Annotated in this window: 10 protein-coding genes; 1 reads left to right on the top strand and 9 read right to left on the bottom strand. The window is 72.6% G+C overall.

Annotated features, from left to right (window positions below; genetic code table 11):
• Positions 1–48 precede the first annotated feature (48 nt).
• From H8R17_RS40065 to H8R17_RS40055, 3 genes are read right to left on the bottom strand one after another with little or no spacing between them, the layout of a single operon-like run.
• Positions 49–1173, bottom strand: coding sequence for a zinc-binding dehydrogenase (locus H8R17_RS40065; RefSeq protein ID WP_187828121.1), 1125 nt, complete (start codon positions 1171–1173; stop codon positions 49–51).
• Positions 1170–1979: a phytanoyl-CoA dioxygenase family protein gene (locus tag H8R17_RS40060; protein WP_187828120.1), complete on the bottom strand. Its 810-nt coding sequence runs from the start codon at positions 1977–1979 to the stop codon at positions 1170–1172. Before H8R17_RS40060 ends, H8R17_RS40065 begins: the two co-directional genes overlap by 4 nt.
• Before the next feature lie 19 nt (positions 1980–1998).
• The gene (locus tag H8R17_RS40055; protein ID WP_187828119.1) at positions 1999–2823 is read right to left on the bottom strand and encodes a proline hydroxylase; all 825 of its coding nucleotides are present in this window, start codon (positions 2821–2823) and stop codon (positions 1999–2001) included.
• Between the two features lie 285 nt (positions 2824–3108).
• On the opposite strand from H8R17_RS40055, the gene H8R17_RS40050 reads away from it, so the two are divergent.
• Complete coding sequence (locus tag H8R17_RS40050; RefSeq protein ID WP_223126027.1) at positions 3109–3639, top strand: glycosyltransferase; 531 nt, start codon at positions 3109–3111, stop codon at positions 3637–3639.
• 59 nt (positions 3640–3698) lie between these two features.
• Here the strand turns inward: H8R17_RS40050 and H8R17_RS40045 are convergent, their stop codons facing one another.
• From H8R17_RS40045 to H8R17_RS40020, 6 genes are all read right to left on the bottom strand, one after another.
• Positions 3699–4901 (bottom strand): nucleotide disphospho-sugar-binding domain-containing protein, encoded by a 1203-nt coding sequence (locus H8R17_RS40045; protein WP_187828117.1) that lies wholly within the window; start codon positions 4899–4901, stop codon positions 3699–3701.
• A 1-nt stretch (position 4902) separates the two neighbouring features.
• On the bottom strand, positions 4903–5721 hold the full coding sequence (locus H8R17_RS40040; RefSeq protein ID WP_187828116.1) for an alpha/beta fold hydrolase: 819 nt from the start codon (positions 5719–5721) through the stop codon (positions 4903–4905).
• A gap of 46 nt (positions 5722–5767) precedes the next feature.
• Positions 5768–8206, bottom strand: coding sequence for a penicillin acylase family protein (locus H8R17_RS40035; RefSeq protein ID WP_187828115.1), 2439 nt, complete (start codon positions 8204–8206; stop codon positions 5768–5770).
• A 105-nt stretch (positions 8207–8311) separates the two neighbouring features.
• Complete coding sequence (locus H8R17_RS40030; protein ID WP_187828114.1) at positions 8312–8542, bottom strand: MbtH family protein; 231 nt, start codon at positions 8540–8542, stop codon at positions 8312–8314.
• A 73-nt stretch (positions 8543–8615) separates the two neighbouring features.
• A complete protein-coding gene (locus H8R17_RS40025) occupies positions 8616–15818 on the bottom strand; it encodes an amino acid adenylation domain-containing protein (protein WP_187828113.1) in 7203 nt (2400 codons plus the stop codon).
• A complete protein-coding gene (locus tag H8R17_RS40020) occupies positions 15815–20638 on the bottom strand; it encodes a non-ribosomal peptide synthetase (RefSeq protein ID WP_187828112.1) in 4824 nt (1607 codons plus the stop codon). Before H8R17_RS40020 ends, H8R17_RS40025 begins: the two co-directional genes overlap by 4 nt.
• Positions 20639–20662: the final 24 nt, after the last annotated feature.

The raw sequence follows: 20662 nt of genomic DNA, 5'->3' as shown, positions 1-20662 counted from the left end.
CCCGGGTGCGGATCCCGCACCCGGGCAGCCCCCTCGCCGTGGCCGGACTCAGCTCGCGAGAACGGCCTTCATCACCGATCCCGCGGCCACCGCGGTCACGGCCTCGCCCGCCGACACCAGGGGGTAAGGGGTCACCAGTTCCTCCAGTGCGAAGCGTGCGGTCAGGGCCGGCAGCAGCCGGATGTAGTCGACGAGATGCGCGCCGGTGAAGGCCCAGGAGCCGATCACGTCGAGCTGACGGTGGACGATCTGGTGCGGGTTGACCAGGGTGTCCCCCGCGTCGGTGTACTGGCCGACGATCAGGTACGCGCCGCCTCGGCGGGCCAGTGTCAGCCCCTGGGCGACCGCCGCCGGCACCCCGGTGCACTCGATGACCAGGTCGGCGCCGCGGCCGCCGGTGAGGTCGCGCACCTGCTGCAGGGCCTTGCCGGTCCCCTCGGGTCCCGCGCCGACGATGTCCACGTGGTCGTCGCCGATGCCCGCGGCCCGCGCCAGATCCAGCCGGCCGGCGGGTCCGCCGACGAGGATCACCCGGCCGGCCCCCGAGAGCTGGGCGATCGCCGCCGCGGCCAGGCCCACCGGGCCGCTTCCCTGCACTACGACGGTCTCCCCGACGCGCACGGGCCTGCGGTCGTACAGCGCGTGCACCATCGTCGGACCGGCACAGGCCAGCGACATGGCGGCCAGCGGAGGGACGTCCTCGGGCAGCCGGACGACCGTGGTGCCCGGGCGCAGGTGGATGTACTCGGCCCAGGAACCGGAGAGGGCGGAGGGCTGGGTGGTGGGGCGGTTGACGCCGTAGGTCCTGCGGTGCTCGCACAGCGTCGGTTCACGGTACTGGCGGCAGGGCACACAGACACCGCAGGCGATCGAGGAGGCCCACATCACCGGATCTCCGGGGCGCAGCTCGCGGCCCTCGGCGTCCTGTCCTGCTCCCGGCCCGGCCTCGTGCACCGTGCCGAGGCCCTCGTGACCGAGGACCAGGGGGACGGGGATGTCGAGGTGCCCCTGGGACAGATGGACGTCCGTGCCGCAGATCCCGCCGTAGGTGCAGGCGACGACGAGTTCGCCGGGCGCGGCGGACGGCACCTCGAACGAGCGCAGCACCAAGGGATCGCCGAAGCGCTCCAGGACCACCGCACGGCCCGTGGGCCGCGCCTCGGGGGTGGTCATACGGCTCCTCCGACCCTCATGTCGATCGGCTCGTCGCTGAACTCCAGTGGCGTCGTGTCCCGCCCGACGACGTAGGAGGGCCGGGGCTCGCCGAGGGGACGGGGCTCGTTAACGCTCTCGTTGTACGTGATGATGAGCAGCCGCCGCGCGAACGGCGACATGTTGGGTGCGGAGCCGTGCACGATCTCGGGGTCGAAGAAGATCACGGATCCGGCGGGTCCCTTGGGGCTCACCATGCCGTGCCGGTCGACCAGTTCGCTCATCTGCTCGGGGCGCAGCGCGATGTCGTCCGGGTCCAGGTGCTGCTCCGAGCGGGCCGACGCGTTGCGGAAGTCGCGCAGCTGCCCGGCCCGGTGCGAGCCGGGAATGAAGATCAGCGGTCCGTTGAACTCGGTCACTTCGTCGAGGAACAGGCCGACGTTGACCTGGCGCGGGGCGGGCAGGTTGTCGGCCAGTCGCCACGCCAGGTAGTCCTGGTGCCAGGCCCACTTGTCGCCCCCGAAGGCGGGCTTGGCGTTGATCTTGAACTGGTAGATGTAGAGCCGGTCGGACATCATCTGCCGGGCCGGTCCCAGCAGGCGCGGGGTGCGCACGAGTGTGGCGAACTCGCGGCGCCGGTCGTGCGAGGCGTACACCGCGCGCACCGCCTGCCCGCCCTCCTCGAGGATGCGCTGCGGCCCGGGCACGAGGCAGTCGGCGTCGAAGGCGTCCGACAGGGCCTCGACCTCGGCGGGCTTGAACAGGGAGTGGACGACGAGAAGGCCGGTCCTGCGGTACTCGGCCAGCTGATCAGGACTGAGCTGCACTCTTTTCTCCTTGCTTGCTTCACGACCAGTACAGAAGCCGGCCCTGCCCGGTGATGCCGAGGAAGAACGACAGACTGACCCGTCGGCCCTCGCCCTCGCTGGCCCTGACGAGGTGGTAGTTGCGCGGATCGAAGACGATCGCGTCTCCCGCCTCCGGGCGCACCGCGGCGACCGGTTCACCGGCGACCATGTCCTCGGACCACCCGTAGCCCTCCCGGTGCTTCTCGTCGAGCGGGCTCCAGCGGCGCCGGTAGACCCAGGTGTCACCGCCTCCCTCGGGCATGGACAGGTACCAGTTGAAGGCCAGTTGGCAGACCGGTTCGGTGTCGAGGGCACCGGGCAGTTCGCGCACGATCTCGTCCCAGTGCATCTTCATGCCGGTGGAGATCTCCCGGATCATCCCGGCGAACAGCGGGCGTCCGCGGCTGGTGGCCGGTTCGACGGGCCCCTGCCAGACCGAGCGGAAGCGGCCCACCGCGTGGTCGAGCGGGTCGGCGCCGTCCAGCAGGACGGAGCGGACGGCCATCGCCTCCTGCGCGTTGCTCCAGTACTCCTGGTTCAGCTCGCGGGCGCCGTAGTAGTCGTACGCGGCCGGCCCGAGTTTGGCGACCGGGGGGTGGACGACCTCGGCGTCGTAGGCCCCCATCGGGTGGTCGTCGAGCCCTCGCATGATCTTCGCGCACAGTTCGGCCGACCCGAAGCCGCGCAGCCGGACGGCACCGAGCACACCGGAGGCGAGGCGCAGCAGGTGGTCCGGGCGGAGGTCGTCGGTGACTTCCGCGTCGAACAGTGTGTAGATCGGGGAGCTGTTGGTGCTTACATCCTCCAGTCGGCGACTGTCCAATTCGGCCACTCGATCCCCCAGTTCCTGTTGCTCTCAGGGTGGTGTTCTTCCTTAATTCTCTCGGCAGCGGACACTAACAGCGGGAGAATCCGCGCGTCATCGTTGTTAAGCCGTGGTTGAAACAGCCCCATGCCGGATTGACGGCGTATGGACGGCCGAGCAGACTGCGCCCGATGCAGGGAAATTCAAAGGCAGTCGACGAGCGGAGTCCGAGTGAATGACATAACCGTCTGCATTGCCACGATCCCGCCGCGCCGGGAACATCTGGAAAGAGCCCTCGCGTCGGTGACGCGGCAGACGCTCCAGCCCGCGTCGATCGTCGTCGAGTACGACCACGACAGGACCGGAGCGGCGGCCACGAAGAACCGGGCGCTGGACAAGGTCACCACGGCCTGGACGGCGTTCCTGGACGACGACGACGAGTTCCTGCCGCACCACCTGGAGCGGATCCGCGACTGCGCCGAGACCACCGGCGCCGATGTCGTCTACCCGATCCCCCGCGTGCCCCGCTACGAGAGCGGTCGGGACCCGATGGGGCGCTACGGGGTGCCGTTCGACGAGGCGGAGCTGCGCCGCCGCTCCTACATCCAGACGACCACCCTGGTGCGCACCGAGCTGTTCAAGAAGGCGGGCGGGTTCCAGCTGCCCAAGGACTTCCCCGGCTGCCCGTTCGACGACTGGGGCGCCTGGCTGGCACTGCTGGACGTCGGGGCGAAGTTCGTGCACCTGCCGGAGGAGACGTTCATCTGGAACCACTGGGGCATGGGCCGGCCCGGGGTGCCGGGCAACACCTCCGGCATGGCCAGCCGTTGGTGAGCAACGGCCCGGCCCTGAGCACGCCGAACGCCGCCCGTGCGCATCGCACGGGCGGCGTTTCACATGCGTGAGCCGGTCGGCCGCCAGCTCGCTCGGGCCCCCCAGGCCGCGTACTTCTCCAGCACCCGCACCGCCCTGGCCGGTCCGTCGGTGCCGCTCGCACGGGCGGACAGCTCCCGGACTGCGGCGCGTGCCCGCGGGTCGGCGGCCAGGCTCGTGACCGCCGTACGCAGTTCCCCGGCCGCCACGTCGGGGTCCACACGGACGCCCGCGCCGAGTTCCACGAGACGCCGTGCGATGGTGCGCTGGTCCCAGAACGACGGCACCAGCACCATCGGAACGCCCAGTACGAGCGCCTCGAGCGCGGAGTTCATCCCGGCGTGGGAGAGGAACACGTCGGCGTGCTCCAGCACGGCGGACTGCGGGACGTGCCGACGGGCCGTCACATTGCCGGGGAGCGGTCCGAGCGCGGCCGGGTCGGTGTGTGACGTGGCCATCACGACGTACCACTCCGTGCCGTCGAACGCCTCCGCCACCCTGCGGAAGAACTCCGCGCCGCGGGTCGAGAAGGTGCCCGTGGACACGTACAGCGTGGGTCCCTTCTCGATGCGGTCCCAGGGCAGATCGGCCGGGTCGCCCCGGTCGGCGACGGCCGGGCGCAGCGGTCCCACGAAGTGGTGGCGGTCGTCGAACGAGGCGTACTCGGGCTGCAGTTCGGGGACGCTGTTGACCAGCACCAGCGGTGCCCGGGCGGCAGGGCCGCGCACGGCGGGGTGCAGGCGCAGCAGCCGGGACCGGCGCAGCAGCCGTACGCTGCGTGCAGCGGCCCGCCGGGCCACGTCGGCCAGGATCACCTCCTCGTTCAGGGCGTACGTCGCGCACAGCGCGGCGTGACGGATCCCGGCCGTGTGCGCCGCGTCAGCGCCCCAGGGCGCCATCGCGTCCGCCACCACCACCTCGGCCCCGGCACGGCCGGCCTCGTCGGCCAGGCGCGCGGCAAGCCGCTCCCGCTCCCGGGCGGCACGGCGCCGGGCCTCACGCGCCTGACGCAGCGAGGCCGGTTCACCGGGTGCCGATGCGCCGGCTCGGGGCTCGATCTCGACCTCGGCCACCGTGCAGCCCGCCTCGCGGAACGGCTCGGCGAACGGCGGGCTGATCGCCGCCGTGACCCGGTGGCCGCGGTCCGTCAGTTCCGCGGCGAGGGCCGCCATGGGGAACACGTGGCCGTGCAGGGGGTAGGGCGCAAGAAGGAATTCGTTCATCTCATGGGGCTCCTGCTCTCGTTCCGGCGAAGAACTCCAGAATGCTTTTGTTGACTTCCTCCGGGACTTCGAGGTAGCCGTAATGGCCTGCTTTCTCGATGAGATCGAATGTTGCTCCGGGAATTATGTCGGCGAGTTCCCGGCCGTGCCGCGGAGGCGTCGTGAGGTCGTCCGCGAAAGAGATGACGTGACACGGGACACGAATTCCGGAATAAGCGGAGATCCGGTCCGGCATCGGCTCCAGTGCCATCTGGGCACGGATTCCGGGACCCTCGCGTCTGGCCATTTCGAAGATGTCGATCCAGTCGGCCGCCACCTGGTCGTCGTCGAGGGTGCTCGGCGAGAGCGACTGCAGGGCCTGCACCACGGCCCGGTAACGGGACGGGAGTTCGACGCCGGAGTCGTGGAGCTCGATCTCGGCGCGGGCCAGCGCGGCGCGGGTCGCATCGCTGCGTCCCCGGCCGGCCATCAGGACCGCCTGATGCACCAGCTCCGGCCGGGCCAGGGCGAGTTCCTGGACCACGTAGGCGCCCATGGAGGTGCCGACCAGCCGGACGGGCCCCAGTCCGAGGTGCTCCACCAGCCCCGCGGTGTCCGCGACCAGGTCGCCGACCGTGAAGCCCTCGGGGCACTCGTCGGTGGGCGGGATCCCCCTGTTGTCGAAGGTGATCACGCGATATCCGGCCGCCTTGAGTGCGGGCACCTGGTGCATGTGCCACACCCGGCCGCTGCCTGCCGTGCCCATCACCATCACGACGGGGTCGCCGGAGCCGACGTCGTCGTAGTGCAGCCGTATGCCGTTCACCGCAGCCACGGGCATGGCCGTCTCCTCTCCCGCAGTCCAGCGGTGTTCTCGTGGTTGTCGGTCATCGGCCGCCGTCCAGGACCAGGGTCCGCAGCGCGGGTGAGGCGGCGATCTCCGCGTCGGTGAAGCGGTCGCGCACCCAGCGGCCGGCCGAGAACAGCCTGGTCTGGTCGGCGTGGTGGGGTGAGGTCGGGTCGCTCGACTGGCCGTAGGTGAGCAGGGTGGCGGCCCGCGGCCCGCGTCCGCCGGGGAACTCCACGACCTGGATGAAGCTCGAGCCGTGGACCACCTCGGTGTTCCCGGCCTTCGGGTCCCACACCGGGGTCACGACGTTCAGCACGCCGAGTGCGTGCGGTGCCCCCGGTACGGGGATGCGTGCGCCGCCGCGCGTCACGTACTGGTGGTCGCCGAGCGGGCCGTCGAGAGGGATGCCGGCGGTGCGCAGTTCGGCCGCGGCATCGCCGAACGCCTTTTGCACCTCAGGCCGTTCGTAGTCCAGCCCTCTCGGGGTGTCCACCGGGTCGGCCGGGTCGAACGGAACGCGCCAGGGGCCGCCGGGCACCGCGCCCAGCCGTGCGACGAACCGGGCGAAGAGCAGCGAGCCCTCGCTGTCCACGCCGTAGGTGCCGTCCCACCGGGCCAGCGCCGCACAGCCGTCCGCCATGTCGACGCTTCCGCCGGCGGACGGGGCCCGCCCGTCGGGGAACTCCCGGCACATCCGGACGGTGTCGGCGGCGATCAGTTCGGCGACCCTGCTGTGATCACCGAACAGCGTCCGCTGCATCGTGCGCAGCGAAAACCCCCTGCCCGGCAGTGTGTCGGTGCCCGAAAGCCGCCGCTCGGTGGCGGTGATGGCCTCCTGGGTCCGGGCGGAGCGGGCCGTGCCCGTGTCGCCAACCACGCGGGGGTAACCGGCCAGCGGCGCCCGGGGGTTGGTGAGCCACGGGCTGTTGTTGGCGTTGGCGACATAGTCGTCGCGGCCCAGCGCGGGCAGCGCCGACGGGCCGAGGAGGCCGGGCTGTACGGCGTCGGGGTCGGCGCCCCACGCACAGTCGCCGCGGCTGCCGTCGAGGATGGGAATCCCGCTGACCGGGAAGACCTGACGGCCCAGTGCGGTGCTGCAGCGCTGCGCGTGCTCGTCGGTGACGTGCGGGACGACCTGGAGGTCGGCGTAGAGCGCGCGCCCCCGGCGGTCGGTGGCGACGGTGTTGACCCAGGGCAGTCCCTGGGTGCGGGCGAGCGTGGCCCGCACGTCGTCCGTGTCCTTCGCCCGGTCCAGGCCGAGCCAGCTGTTGAGCAGCCGCAGGTTCTGCGCGTTGGGGTCGCCCAGCGAGTAGGCGCTGGCTCCCCAGGGCAACGGCACACCCGGTCCGGCGGTGACGACGGGTCCGTAGCGCGTCGACCACAGCGTCCGCCGCACGGTCGCGGTGATGCCGTCGGCTTCGCGCACGGGTACGGAGACCTCCGTGGCGTGCATCCGCTCGGGCCTGCCGTCGACGAGGTAGCTCGTGGGGTCGCCGGGCACGGTTCGGACCTCGTGGAGTCCGAACGTGGCGGCGGTGGACACCGTGTGGCTCCAGGCGACCTTCTCGTTGTGCCCGATGGCGACGACCGGCAGGCCGAGCAGGGAGGCACCGGTGACGTTCAGCCTGCCGGGAATGGTGAGCTGGCTCTGCCAGAAGCGGCGGGCGCCCTGCCACGGGTAGTGGGGGTTGCCCAGCAGGACACTGCCGCTGCGGGTGGCGCCCCGTGCGCCGACGCCGATCGCGTTGCTGCCCAGGCCCTGGTCGTTTCGGGCCCGCAGCGCGCGCACCATGCGGGCGGCGGACGGTGCCCCGACAGTGTCGCGTGCCGCGGCCGAGGTGCCGGGCGGCTGCGCCTCGACGATCCCGTCGACGGCGCTGCCGCTGCCCGAGATCGTGGCGATCGCGTGCACGTGGCGGTAGACGTCCAGTTCGGTGATGGGCCGGACCCATGCCGCGCCCCGGCAGGCCGGATCGCCGATCCCGTCCGCGCCCGTCTCACGCAGCTGGCGGTTGTAGCCGGCCACGTACCCGCGGACCATGCTCATCACCTCGGGCTCGGGGCCGAGCGGCGGTGCGCTGCGGGCCAGCCGCCGCACCACACCGCTCGCCTCGATGCCACGGAAGTACAGGTCGCTGTTGAGGTTGCTGGAGGCCGCCGACAGACCGGAGTCGGGGGCCGCTTCGGGGCCCAGATGGCGCGAGCGGTCGCCGCGCACCGTCATGTATGTCTCAGCGAGCGCGCAGATGTTGTCCCGGGCGGCGGCGTAGCCGTAGCCGAATCCCAGGCCGCGGTAGTCGGACGCCTCGATGTGGGGGATGCCGTACTCGGTGTAACGGATCACGACGCCCGTGTCACGCGGACCCTGGTCGACCGCGGCCGGCGCGGTGGTCGGAAGTGCCGCCAGGGCGAGGGCGAGCAGACCGACGACCACCGTGGTCAGCCTGGCCGGCAGGGGTGCTCTCGGGAATGCCATGGGCTGGGGAAACCTCTCTGGATCACGTCGTGCACCGGTGCACGACGGCCGCGGGCCGCCCGCCGCACGGCGGGCGGCTCCCGGCACCTGCTGGGCGGGTCCGCGTCAGGCCGCGTCGGCCGCCGCGCCCTCCATGGCCGCGATCAGGCTCTTGGGGCGCATGTCGGTCCAGTTCTCGTCGATGTGGTCGAGTGCGGTCTGCCGGTCGGTCTCGCCCAGCTCGACCTGCCAGCCCTGCGGCACCTCGGCGAACGCCGGCCACAGGGAGTACTGGCCCTCGTCGTTGACCAGAACGAGGTAGGTGCCGTCGTTGTCCTCGAAGGGGTTGGTGCTCATCTGCGGTGTCCTCCTGGATAGGGATGGGTGAACGGGTACTGCGGTGGTACGGGCGGTGGGACCACCGCCCGGGTCACAGAGCGCCGCGCAGCGCCTCACCGATGGCGGCGAGCGCGGCGGGGTCGGAGAGCATCGCGCCGTGGGTGGCGTCGACGTCGTGGTTGCGGACGGCTCCGGAGACCAGGGGCTGCCAGGCGGAGGCGGTCATCCGGCTGCGGACCTCGGATGGCAGCGCGCTTCCCGGGGTCTCACGGGTGGCGGTGAAGAACGTCAGGTCGCCGTCGAAGACGGTGGGGTCGAAGGTGCCCATCAGGCGGTCGTTCGCAGCGTAGACCCGCATGACGCCCTTCAGTCCCTCCTCCCCCAGCGCGGCCATCGGATGGTCCTCACGCCGCAGGTGGCGTGCGTAGCGCGCGACGAGACCGTCGACGCCGTCCCGTAGTTCCTCGGGGTCGAAGGCGAAGCCGGGCAGGAGTGAGCCGGCGAGCAGCTCGTGTTCGGTCATCTGAGGCCTCGCCAGGTCCGGCGACGGCGGGTAGGCGTCGACGACGGCCAGCAGGCCGACCTGCTCGCCCTGCTGCTGAAGCCGGGTCGCGACCGCGTGCGCGGCGAGTCCGCCGAAGGACCAGCCGAGCAGCCGGTAGGGGCCCGAGGGGCTGACCTCACGGATGATCCGCACGTAGTCGTCGGCGAGTTCGGCGAGCGAGGCGGGCAGGGCGCCGGGGTCACGCAGCCCGCGCGCCTGGAGTCCGTACACGGGCTGGTCCTGTGAGAGGTGACCGAGCAGTCCGGCGTAGCTCCAGCTCGTCCCGGAGCCGGGGTGGATGCAGAACAGCGGCGGCTTCTCGCCCCGGGGGCGCAGCGGCAGCGGCGTGGCGAACGGGTCCCGGGTGCTGTCGGACGCTATCTCGCGGGCCAGTCCGGCCACCGTGGGTTCCTCGAAGACGCTGCGTACGGACAGTTCGACGCCGAAGGTGGCACGGATCCGCCTGACCAGTCGGGTGGCGAGGAAGGAGTGCCCGCCGAGCTGGAAGAAGTCGTCGTCCACAGCGACACCGGGCAGTTCGAGCAGCTCCGCGAAGAGTCCGCAGAGGATCTGCTCCTCGGGGGTGCGCGGCATGCCGTCCCCGGTCCGGCCGGACTCGGGCTCCGGCAGTGCCCGCCGGTCGAGCTTTCCGTTGGGTGTCAGGGGCAGCGCGTCCAGTACGACGAAGGCCGCGGGCACCATGTGCTCGGGCACGATCCCGCCGAGGTGGGCACGCAGCTCGGCGGCGTCCGCCCGGCGGCCATCGGCCGGCACCACGTACGCCACCAGGTACTTGCCCGCTCCGTCGGTGCGGGCCACGACAGCGGCGCGGGCCACCGACGGGTGGCGGGCGAGGACCGCCTCGATCTCGCCGGGCTCGACCCGGAAGCCCCTGATCTTGACCTGGTGGTCGGCACGGCCCGCGTACCCCAGGTGTCCCTGCCGGTTCCAGCGAACGAGGTCGCCGGTGCGGTACATCCGCTCACCGGGCGCCCCGAACGGACAGGCCACGAACCGTTCCGCGGTCGCGCCCGGCCTGCCGAGGTAACCGCGGGCCAGGCCCGCACCGGCGATGTACAGCTCACCGGTCACGCCGGGGGGCACCGGGTGCAGGTCCTGGTCGAGGACGTACATCCTGGCGTTGGCGACAGGCCCCCCGATGTCCGGTGCCGGAGCCCAGCGCGCGGGATCGGCGGGCAGGACGCGGCCCGTCATCACATGGGTCTCGGACGGCCCGTACTGGTTGTGCAGGCGGCGGCCCGGGCGGGCGAAGAAGGAGCGCATCGCCCGGGTGGGGACGAGGGCCTCGCCGGACTGCACGACGTCGCGCAGTGCGGGCAGGTCGAGCCCGAGGTCGGAGGATGTTCGGCACACGGCGTCGACCACCAGGTTGGGCGCGAACAGCTCCTCGACCCGGTGGTGGTCGAGCCAGGCGACGAGCTGCTCCGCGTTCCTGCGGGTCTCCTCCGGGCACTCGACGAGCGTTTTGCCGTACAGCAGGGCCGAGCACATCTCCTGCACGGAGCCGTCGAAGCTGATGGGCGCGTACTGCGCGGTGATGCCGCCGTCGGTGGGCGCGCCGTCCTCGTTCCCGGCACCCGTGCGGGCCAGGAGCGGGTTCTGCCAGGTCACCAGGTTGGTGATGCCCTCGGCGCGCATGTGCACGGGCTTGGGGCGGCCGGTGGAACCCGACGTGTAGATGACGTACAGCGGGTGGTCGGGCAGCAGGGGGACGGGCCGTTCGCCCTCGGCGATGTCGGCCGCGGAACGGCCGGCCAGCCGGCGGACGACGGCGGGGTCGTCGATGAGCAGCTCGCGCCGCGGGTCCGCCGCGCCCGGCAGCCCGGCGGCGACGGCGCCCGTGGTCAGGACGATCGAGGGCGCCGCGTCGTCGAGCATGTAGGCGACGCGGTCGGCCGGGTAGGCCGGATCGACGGGTACGTAGACCGCGCCGGCCTTGAACACCGCCCAGACGGCGGTGATCAGTTCCAGGGAGCGTCCCAGTGCCACGGCGACCCGGTCCTCGGGGCCGATGCCGCGGGCCGTGAGTTCGCGCGCCAGCCGGTTGGCGGCGGCGTTGAGTCCGGCGTAGGTGAGCTTGTCGCCCTCGTGCACGACGGCGATCCGGTCGGGCGTGCGGGCCACCTGCTCCTCGAACAGGTGGGGCAGGGGGCGCCAGGGCAGGGGGCGATCCGTGGCGTTCCAGGTCTGAAGGACCTGGCGCCGTTCGTGCGGCTGAAGGATGTCGAGCCGGCCGATCCGCCGTGCAGGGTCGGCGACCACGGCCTCGAGGACCCGCAGCAGCCTGTCGGCCAGGCTCCGCACCGTCTCCTCGTCGAAGAGGTCTCTGCTGAAGCCGATCGACGCGGTCAGTCCGCTCGTGCCGTCCTCGCCGCGGGGGTGCTCGGCGAAGGAGAACACGAGGTCGAACTTGGCGGCCTCCATGGCCACGGCGCGGCGTGCCGAGCTCAGTCCGGGCAGCGGGACCCCGGCGGAGGCCTGCTCGTTGTTGTCGTACGACAGCTGGACCTGGTACAGGGGGTGGCGGGCCAGCGAGCGGCTCGGCCTGAGCATGTCGACGAGCCGGTCGAAGGGCACGTCCTGGTGGGCATAGGCGGCGAGGTCGGTCTCGCGGACCCGGGTGAGCAGATCGGTGAAGGCCGGGTCGCCGGAGGTGTCGGTGCGCAGCACGAGCGAGTTGACGAAGAATCCGACCAGTTCGCCGAGCGTATCATCGGTGCGGCCGGCGATCGGGGTCCCGATCGGGATGTCGTGTCCCGCGCCGAGGCGGGTCAGCAGGGCGGCGAGGGCTGCCTGGATCACCATGAACGGCGTCGTGCGGGTGGACCGGGCGAGCCGCTGCACACCTGTGCGCAGCTCGTCCGGGACGTCGAACTCGACGCTGCCGCCGCGGTGGGTGCCGACGGCCGGCCGGGGCCGGTCCACGGGCAGGGTGAGCTCCTCCGGCAGGTCCTTCAGCGTCCGGGTCCAGTAGTCGAGTTGGCGGGCGATGGGCGATGCGGGATCGTCCTCGGTGCCGAGCACGTCGCGCTGCCAGAGGGTGTAATCGGCGTACTGGACGGGCAGCGGGGCCCAGGCGGGTGCGTCGCCCGCCGACCGGGCGGCGTAGGCAGTGGTCAGGTCGCGGACGAGCAGCGGCATCGACCAGCCGTCGGCGGCTATGTGGTGGGCCAGCAGGAACAGCACCCGCTCCTGTCCTCCGAGTTCGAACAACTGCACCCGCCAGGGGACCTCGGATCCCAGGTCGAACCTGTGCCGGGCGGCCCGGGCCAGCCTCGCCTCGACGTCCTCTGCCCGGACCCGCTCGACGACGAGCTCGGGGCTACCCGCGCCGCCGTCCAGCACACGCTGGTACGGGCCTTCCTCGTCCTCGGCGAAGACGGTGCGCAGGGCCTCGTGCCGGTCGGCCACGTCGGCCAGGGCCGCCCGCAGGGCGTCCACGTCGAGCGGACCAGACAGGTGAAGGGCGGCCGGGATGTTGTACGTGGGGTTCGCGCCCTCGACCTTGTTGAGGAACCACAGGCGCTGCTGGGCGTACGACAGCGGCATCCGGGCCGGACGCGGATCCACCCGGCGCACTCCGGCACGGGCCGCTCCGTCCGCGCGGTCGAGCACCGCGGCCAGCGCGGCCACGGTCGGCGCGTCGAAGAGCTCGCGGACGGACAGCTCCACGCCCAGGGTCGAGCGGATGCGTCCGACCAGCCGGGTGGCGAGCAGGGAGTGGCCGCCGAGTGCGAAGAAGTCGTCGTCGATGCCGGGCCGTTCCACGCCGAGCACCTCGCCGAACAGCCCGCACAGGATCTCCTCGCGGGGGTCGCGCGCGCTGCGGCCGTCCGGCATGGCCCGGTAGTCGGGGGCGGGCAGCGCCGCACGGTCGAGTTTGCCGTTGGGGTTGAGGGGCAGCGTGTCGAGTTCGACGAACGCGGACGGCACCATGTACTCGGGCAGCGCGCCCGCGGCCAGCGCACGCAGGTCGGCCGGTTCGACCGGCCCGCCGCGCGGGACGACGTAGGCGACCAGGCGGTGGTCTCCGGGGCGGTCCTCGCGGACCACGGCCGCGCACCGGGCGACACCGCGGTGCCCGGCGAGCACCGATTCGATCTCGCCGAGTTCGATGCGGTGGCCGCGCACCTTGACCTGGCTGTCGGCCCGGCCCAGGAACTCCAGCGCGCCGTCGGCAGCGCGGCGCACCAGGTCGCCCGTGCGGTACATGCGCTCCCCGGAGGCGCCGAACGGGTCGGCGACGAAGCGCTGAGCGGTGAGCCCCGGGCGGTTGAGGTAGCCGCGGGCCACGCCCTGGCCGGCCACGTACAGCTCGCCGACCACGCCGTCTGGGGCAGGGCGCAGGGCGGCGTCCAGGACGTAGGCGCGGGTGCCGGCGATGGCGCGGCCGATCGGTGGCGTCCGGTCCACCGGCGAGGTCGCCGACCATGCGGTCGCGTAGACGGTGGCCTCGGTGGGGCCGTAGATGTTGGAGAGCCTGACCGGGGAGAGCGCCTTGTGGATCTCGGTGGCGGTCTGCGCAGAGAGTCCCTCGCCCGCGAGCACGACCTCCGTGCTGGTGAGGGGCGCGGCCGACTGGGCGAGCGCCTGGGCCAGCGCGGACGGCACCGCGCTGAGAAGGGTAGGAGCGGGTGCGTCGGGGGCACGGTCGGCGAGCGCCAGCACGTCCGCGAGGATCTCGACGGTGCCGCCGGACAGCAGAGGGGCGAACAGCTCGAAGACGGAGACGTCGAAGTTCAGCGAAGTGGTGAACAGCACGTGGGACAGGACCTCGTCGCCGAACTCCCCGGCGGCCCAGGCGGCGAGGTTCGCCACGTTGGCGTGGGTGACCACGACGCCCTTGGGGCGGCCGGTCGAGCCGGATGTGTAAAGGACGTACGCCGGGTGCCGGGGCAGCAGCGGTGCCGTGCGGTCGGCGTCGGTGAGGGCGCGTGCCGGCACCTCGCGGATCCGGCGCGCCTCCTGGGGGTCGTCGAGGACGAGAAGCGGTACGCCTGGCAGCTCGGGCAGGGCGTGCAGGCTGTCCTGAGCCGCGACGACGAGCGCCGGGCGTGCGTCGTCGAGCATGAAGGCGATGCGGTCGGCGGGGTAGGCGGGGTCGACGGGCAGATACGCCGCCCCGGTCTTGAGCACGCCGAGCAGTGCCACCACCGCGTCCGTGCCCCTGGGCAGGCACAGGGCGACGACCCGCTCCGGCCTGGCCCCGTGTGCGAGCAGATGGCGGGCGAGCCGGTCGGCCCGGGCGTCCAGTTCGGCGTAACCGAGCCGCTGTGCGCCGTTGATCACGGCCGTGCGGTCCGGCGTGCGGGCGGCCTGCCGCTCGAAGAGGCCGGGCAGCGTGGCCTCCTGGGCGGGGGTACGCCTGCCGGTGCTCTCGCCGAGGATCCTGTCCCGTTCGCCGGGCAGGAGCAGGTCGAGCCTGCCCACCGGTGTGTCCGAGCCGTCGGCGAGGGTCTCCAGGACCCGCACCACCCGGTCGAGCACGGTGCGCGCGGCGTCCGCGCCCACGGCGTCGGGGCGGTGGTCGAGGCGGAGCGAGAGGGTCTGTCCCGGTCCGGCGATGAGGGCGAGCGGGTAGTGGGTGGCGTCGTGTCCGGCGACCCGGGTGACGCGCAGCCCGCCGCCGCGGCGCGGCTCGCCGCCGTCATCAGGGCCCGAGGGGTAGTTCTCGAAGACCACCAGGGTGTCGAAGAGACGGGCCCGTCCGCCGAGTCCGGCCTCGGCCTGGATCTCGGCGAGGCCCAGGTGCTGGTGGGGCATCATGGCGGTCTGCTCGGCCTGCAGCCGCCGAAGGAAGTCCGCCACCGGCTCGGTGTGGCGCAGCCGTGCGCGCATCGGCACGGTGTTGATGAACAGGCCCACCATGCCCTCGATGCCGTCGACCTCGGAGGGGCGGCCGGAGACGGTGACGCCGGTGGTGATGTCGCTGCGGCCGGTGATGTGGGCCAGCACCAGCGCCCAGGCGCCCTGCACCAGGGTGTTGAGGGTGAGGCCCTGCTCACGGCCCCATGCCGTGACCGCCGCCGTGCGGTCGGCGGACAGCTCGGCGTGGATCTGCCCCGGCGTGACGGGGAGGTCGCCGACGTCGGGTGCCACCAGCGTCGGGCCGTCGGACCCGGCGAGTGCCTCGCGCCAGGCGACCGCGGAGACCGACCGGTCCTGGCGTGCCAGCCAGGCCAGGTACTCGCGGAAGGGGCGCACCGCGGGCAGTTCCCGGGCCACGCCCCGGCCGCGGTACAGGGCGAGCAGTTCCCGCCACACGATCGGCAGCGACCAGCCGTCCATGAGGATGTGGTGGAACGTCAGCACGAAGCGGTGGCTGTGCTCGCCCATGCGCACCAGGGTGCAGCGCAGCAGGGGCGGCTGGGCCAGGTCGAAGCGCCGGCCGCGTTCCTCGGCGGTCACGGCGTCGGCGGCCGTCGCGCGCTCGTCCTCGGGTGTCCCGGTCAGGTCCACCTCCCGCCAGGGCAGGGTCACCTGCCGCGGCACGATCTGCACGCTGCGGTTCAGCCCTTCGTAGCGGAAGCCCGCGCGCAGGTTGCCGTGCCGGGCGAGCAGTCCGGACGCCGCCGCGCGCAGGGCGTCGCGGTCCAGCGGACCGTCGAGGTCCACGGCGAGCTGCGCGGCGTAGACGTCCGGCGCCGTCGCGTCGTAGACGCTGTGGAAGAGCATGCCTTCCTGAAGCGGGGACAGGGGGAGGATGTCCTCCAGGCCCGACTGGCTCATTTCGTCGTCCTCCACTCGGCTTCCAGCAAGTCGATCTCGCTCTGGCTCAGTTCGGCCAGGGCCACGTCCGACGGCGTCCAGCCGCCGGCTTCGGGTCCCTGGGCGTGCTCGGCGAGCGCGTGCAGCGCCCGGATCCACGCCTCGGCGAGGGCCCGGATCTCGGCTTCGTCGAACAGGCCGCGGGGCCACACCCAGTGCGCCTGGAGTTCCGGCCCCTCCACCCGGTCCCGGGTGACCGCCGCGATCTCCAGTTCGTGCGGCATCCGCATGGCCGGGTCCTGGCCGCCGATACCCTCGAGATCACCGAGCACGGCCCAGTCGCCGAGGGCCCCACGCAGCCCGCCCGCGGGCCGGCGGGAGTCGGCCTTGCCGCTGCGCCCGAGGTAGTTGAAGCCGATCTGCGCCTGCGGCCGTGCGGCGAGGTCGGCGGCGGTGTCCGGGTTGAGATAGCGCAGGGCGCCGTACCCCAGACCGTGGTGCGGTGCCGACCTGCGGCGTTCCTTGATCCGCCGGAGTACCCGGCCGGCGGCGGCTCCGCCCGCCATCGCCTCGGTCAGGTCGTAGCTTCCGGCGTCGAGCCGGACGGGGGCCATGGCCGCGAACCAGCCCATGGTGCGCGAGAGGTCCGTACCGGCGATGACGTCTTCCTCCCGGCCGTGGGACTCGACGTCCACCAGCACCCCCGGGCCGCTGCCGCCGCGCCTGGCGGCCAGCGCCAGGGTGAGCGCCGCCAGGAGTACGTCGTCGACGCTCGCGTGGAACGCCTCGGGGAGGGTGGTCAGCACCGTTCGGGTCACGTCGGCCGGGACCGTGACCGACACGACCTCGGCGTTCTCGTTGGTCTCCGTCTCCCAGTCGCGTCCGCCGCGCTCCAGGAGGGGCTGGGCGCCGTCCAACTGACCGGCCCAGTAGGCGAGTTCGTCCAGCCGCTCCGGGTCCAGCGCCCATTCCTCGAACCGCTGGGCCCACTGGCGCAGGGAGGTGCCGGCCGACTGGAGCCGCGGGGGACGCCCGGCGGTGACGTCCTGCCAGGCCTCGACGAGGCCGGGCAGGAGAATGGCCCAGGACACCGGATCGACGGCGAGGTGGTGGGCGACCACCAGGACGAATCCGGGCTCGTCGGGTCCGCGGTCGAACCAGACGACCTGGAGGATCAGCCCCTGGTCGAGGCTGAGCCGCTCCCGCGCGGCGCGCGCGTGCTCGGCCATCGCCGTGCGCGCATCGGCCTCCTCAAGCCCGCTCAGGTCCACCCGCCGGACGCAGTCCGCTGCCCGCACGGCACCGGGTTCCTGGACGTCCATCTGCAAACCGTCGCCCGCACCCGGGCCCTCGGCCGGAGCGTTCGGGTCCTTGCGCACCCGCAGCCGGAGCGCGTCGTGGTGGTCGAGCAGCGCCTGCACGACCTCGCGCAGCCGGTGTTCCTCGCAGTCGTCGGGCGCCGCGAGGAGCCGCCACTGGTTCAGCATCTCGAAGGGACCTCCGAGTTCGGCGAAGTACCGCATGATCGGCGTCGGCGGCAGGGCACCGACGGCGTCGCCCGCCGCCTCGGTCTCCTGGTCCGCGGCCTCCTCGGCCACCTCGGCGAGGGCCGCCACGGTGCGGTGCTCGAAGACGTCCTTGGCGGAGACGACCAGGCCCGCCCGGCCGGCCCGGCTGGCCAGCTGGATGGACATGATGCTGTCGCCGCCCAGGGCGAAGAAGTCGTCGTCGATTCCGACCCGTTCAAGGCCCAGGACCTCCTCGTACAGGGCACACAGGGCCGCCTCCCGCGCATCCCGCGGACCACGTCCGCCCGAGGCGGCGTCGAAGTCCGGAACCGGGAGCCCCCTGCGGTCGACCTTGCCGTTGGGCGTCAGGGGGAAGGCGTCGAGCAGGACGACGGCAGCGGGGACCATGTATTCGGGAAGGCTCCCGGCCAGGTGACGGCGCAGTTCCTCCGACTCGGGCGTCGGCTGCGGTCCGCCGGGCACCGCGTAGGCGACGAGCCGGCGCGTGTCCTGTGCGTCGGTGCTCATCAGGACCAGGCACTGGGCCACGGCCGGGTGCCGGGCCAGTACCGCCTCGATCTCGCCGAGTTCCACGCGGAACCCGCGGATCTTCACCTGCTCGTCGCTGCGCCCGACGAACTCCAGGTCGCCTCGGGCGTTGCGGCGCACCAGGTCGCCGGTGCGGTACATACGGCTGCCGGGTGGCCCGAACGGGTCGGCCACGAAGCGCTGCGCGGTCAGTCGCGTCCGACGCAGATAGCCGCGGGCGAGTCCCGCTCCGGCGAGGTAGCCCTCGCCGATCACACCGTCCGGCACCGGCTGCAGACCGGGGTCCAGGATGTGGAGGCGGTCGTTGGGGATGGGCCGGCCGGCGTCGGGGACCGCGTCGCCGCGCAGAGGCTCGCTCATGGTGGTGACCACGGTGGATTCGGTGACGCCGTAGACGTTGACCACGCGTACGCCGGCGCGGGCCCACCGGGCGGCCAGGTCCGCCGGGAAGGACTGGCCGCCCATCAGTACCCCGCGCAGGCCGGGTACCGTCTCCGGCTCCAGGGTGCTGAGCAGGGCCGGGGTGCTCGTGATGTGCGTGATCCCGTGGCGGCGGATCAGTTCGGCCAGCTCGTGGCCGCCGACGTGGCCCTCCACCGGGCCGAGCACCAGCGTGGTGCCGGTGAGCAGCGTCATCACGAAGTCGCCGACGGCCGCGTCGAAGTTGGGCGAGACCAGCTGGAGCAGCCTGCTGTCGGCGTCCAGGGCGAACTTCTCGGCGTGGCCCACGGCCAGGCTCGCCAGGCCGGAGTGCGGCACCACGACACCCTTGGGACGGCCGGTGGAGCCGGAGGTGTAGATCGCGTAGGCCACCCCGTCCGGGCTCAGCGGTGCGTTGCGGTGGCGGTCGGTGGGGTCGGTGGCCGGCTCCTGCTCGAGCGCACGGATCGTGTCCGGGTCGTCGACGAGCAACCGGGCGGCATCGGTACGCGGCAGCCGCGCGGCCAGTTCCGTGGTGGTCACCAGGAGGTCGGGCTCGGCGTCGGCGAGGATGAACTCCAGCCGCTCGTTCGGGTAGTTGGGGTCGAGGGGCAGGTAGGCGGCGCCGGCCTTGAGCAGGCCGAGCAGGCATACGACCAGGTCGGCGGTGCGTGGCAGGGCCACGGCGACGAACTGTTCGGGCCGTACGCCCAGGGCGATGAGCCGGTGGGCGAAGCGGTTCGCCCACTGGTTCAGTTCCGTGTAGCTCAGCCCGGTGTCGCCGTCCACGACGGCCGTACGGTTCGGTGTGGCGGCCACCTGCGCCTCGAAGAGCTCGGGCCAGGTGCCGCCCGGCAGCTCGCGGTCGGTGTCGTTCCACACGTGGATCAGCTCGTGCCGCTCCTGCGGTGTGAGGATGTCGATGCGGTCAACCCGCTGGTCGGGGTCGGCCAGCACGCAGGACAGCAGCCGCTGGAACCGCTCGGCGAGCGAGCGGGCGGTCTCGGCGTCGAAGAGGTCGGTGCTGTACTCCAGCAGGGCGGACAGCCCGGCGCGGGCGCCGCTGTCGTCGTGCCGTTCCCCAAAGCCGAACAGCAGGTCGAAGGCGGCGGCGCCGGTGCTCACCGGCTGAGGGGTCGCGGTGAGGCCGGGAAGCGCCACCGGCCCGTCGAGTGCCGGACGGTCCGCCCCCGCCAGGGACAGCATCACCTGGAAGAGCGGGTGGCGGGCGAGCGACCGCTGCGGATCGACGGCGTCCACCAGCCGTTCGAACGGGATGTCCTGGTGGGCGTAGGCCGCCAGGTCCGTCTCCCGTACCCGGGCCACGAGGTCGGCGAAGGTCGGGGACCCGGAGACATCGGTGCGCAGCACCAGCGTGTTGACGAAGAAGCCGACCAGGTCGTCCAGCGCGTCGTCGGTACGGCCCGCGACGGGGGTGCCGAGGGGGATGTCCGCGCCGGCGCCGACACGGGAGAGGAGCGCCGCGACGGCCGCCTGCAGCACCATGAAGGTGCTGGCGCGGTGCCGGCGCGCGAAGGCGGTCAGCCGGGTGTACTCCTCCTCGTCGATGGCGAACTCGACCGTACCGCCGCGATGGCTGGCGGTGGCGGGCCGGGGCCGGTCGGCCGACAGCTCCAGCTCCTCCGGCAGGTCGCGCAACTGCTCGGTCCAGTACTCCAGTTGACGCGAGGCCACGCTGTCCGGGTCGTCCTCCGCGCCGAGCACCTCGCGCTGCCACAACGTGTAGTCGGCGTACTGCACCGGCAGGGGCTTCATCTCGGGCGCCTGTCCGGCGGCTCGTTCACGGTAGGCGTGGGAGAGGTCGCGGAGAATCACCGGCATCGACCAGCCGTCGGCGGCGATGTGGTGCATCACCAGCAACAGCACGTGCTCGTCCGCGGCCGACTCGAACAGCCGGGCCCGCAGGGGCACTTCTGCCGACAGGTCGAAGCCGAGCCCGGCCGCCTCCCGCAACCGGCCCGCAAGCTCCGCCTCGGACACCGGCTCCACGACCAGGTCCACGGCCGAGTCCTCCCGCACCACCTGGTACGGACCGTCCTCGTCCTCCGCGAACACCGTCCGCAGCACCTCGTGCCGCACGACCACGTCCGCCAACGCGGTCCGCAGCGCGGCCACGTCGAGAGACCCGGACAGCCGCAGGGAGAGGGTCGTGTTGTAGGTGGCGTCCGATCCTTCGAAGCGGTTGATGATCCACAGCCGCCGCTGTCCGTAGGACAGGGGCAGCTTCCGCGGGCGCGACGGGGCGGGTGTGATCGGGGTGCGTCCGCTCTCGGCCCGGGCGAGGACGGTGGCCAGGCGGGCGACGGTGGGCGCGTCGAACAACTCCCGGATCGACAGCTCCACCCCCAACGCCCCACGAACCCGGCT

It is taken from the genome of Streptomyces sp. TRM68367 (genome assembly GCF_014495685.1).
Classification (GTDB): Bacteria; Actinomycetota; Actinomycetes; order Streptomycetales; family Streptomycetaceae; genus Streptomyces.
This window is presented reverse-complemented; position numbering and strand designations above follow the sequence as displayed.

Bases quoted from the DNA above. Each gene is read 5' to 3' on its own strand.
- H8R17_RS40025 (WP_187828113.1), bottom strand. From the start codon at position 15,818: ATGAGCCAGTCGGGCCTGGAGGACATCCTCCCCCTGTCCCCGCTTCAG.
- H8R17_RS40040 (WP_187828116.1), bottom strand. From the start codon at position 5,721: ATGCCCGTGGCTGCGGTGAACGGCATACGGCTGCACTACGACGACGTC.
- H8R17_RS40030 (WP_187828114.1), bottom strand. From the start codon at position 8,542: ATGAGCACCAACCCCTTCGAGGACAACGACGGCACCTACCTCGTTCTG.
- H8R17_RS40045 (WP_187828117.1), bottom strand. From the start codon at position 4,901: ATGAACGAATTCCTTCTTGCGCCCTACCCCCTGCACGGCCACGTGTTC.
- H8R17_RS40065 (WP_187828121.1), bottom strand. From the start codon at position 1,173: ATGACCACCCCCGAGGCGCGGCCCACGGGCCGTGCGGTGGTCCTGGAG.
- H8R17_RS40035 (WP_187828115.1), bottom strand. From the start codon at position 8,206: ATGGCATTCCCGAGAGCACCCCTGCCGGCCAGGCTGACCACGGTGGTC.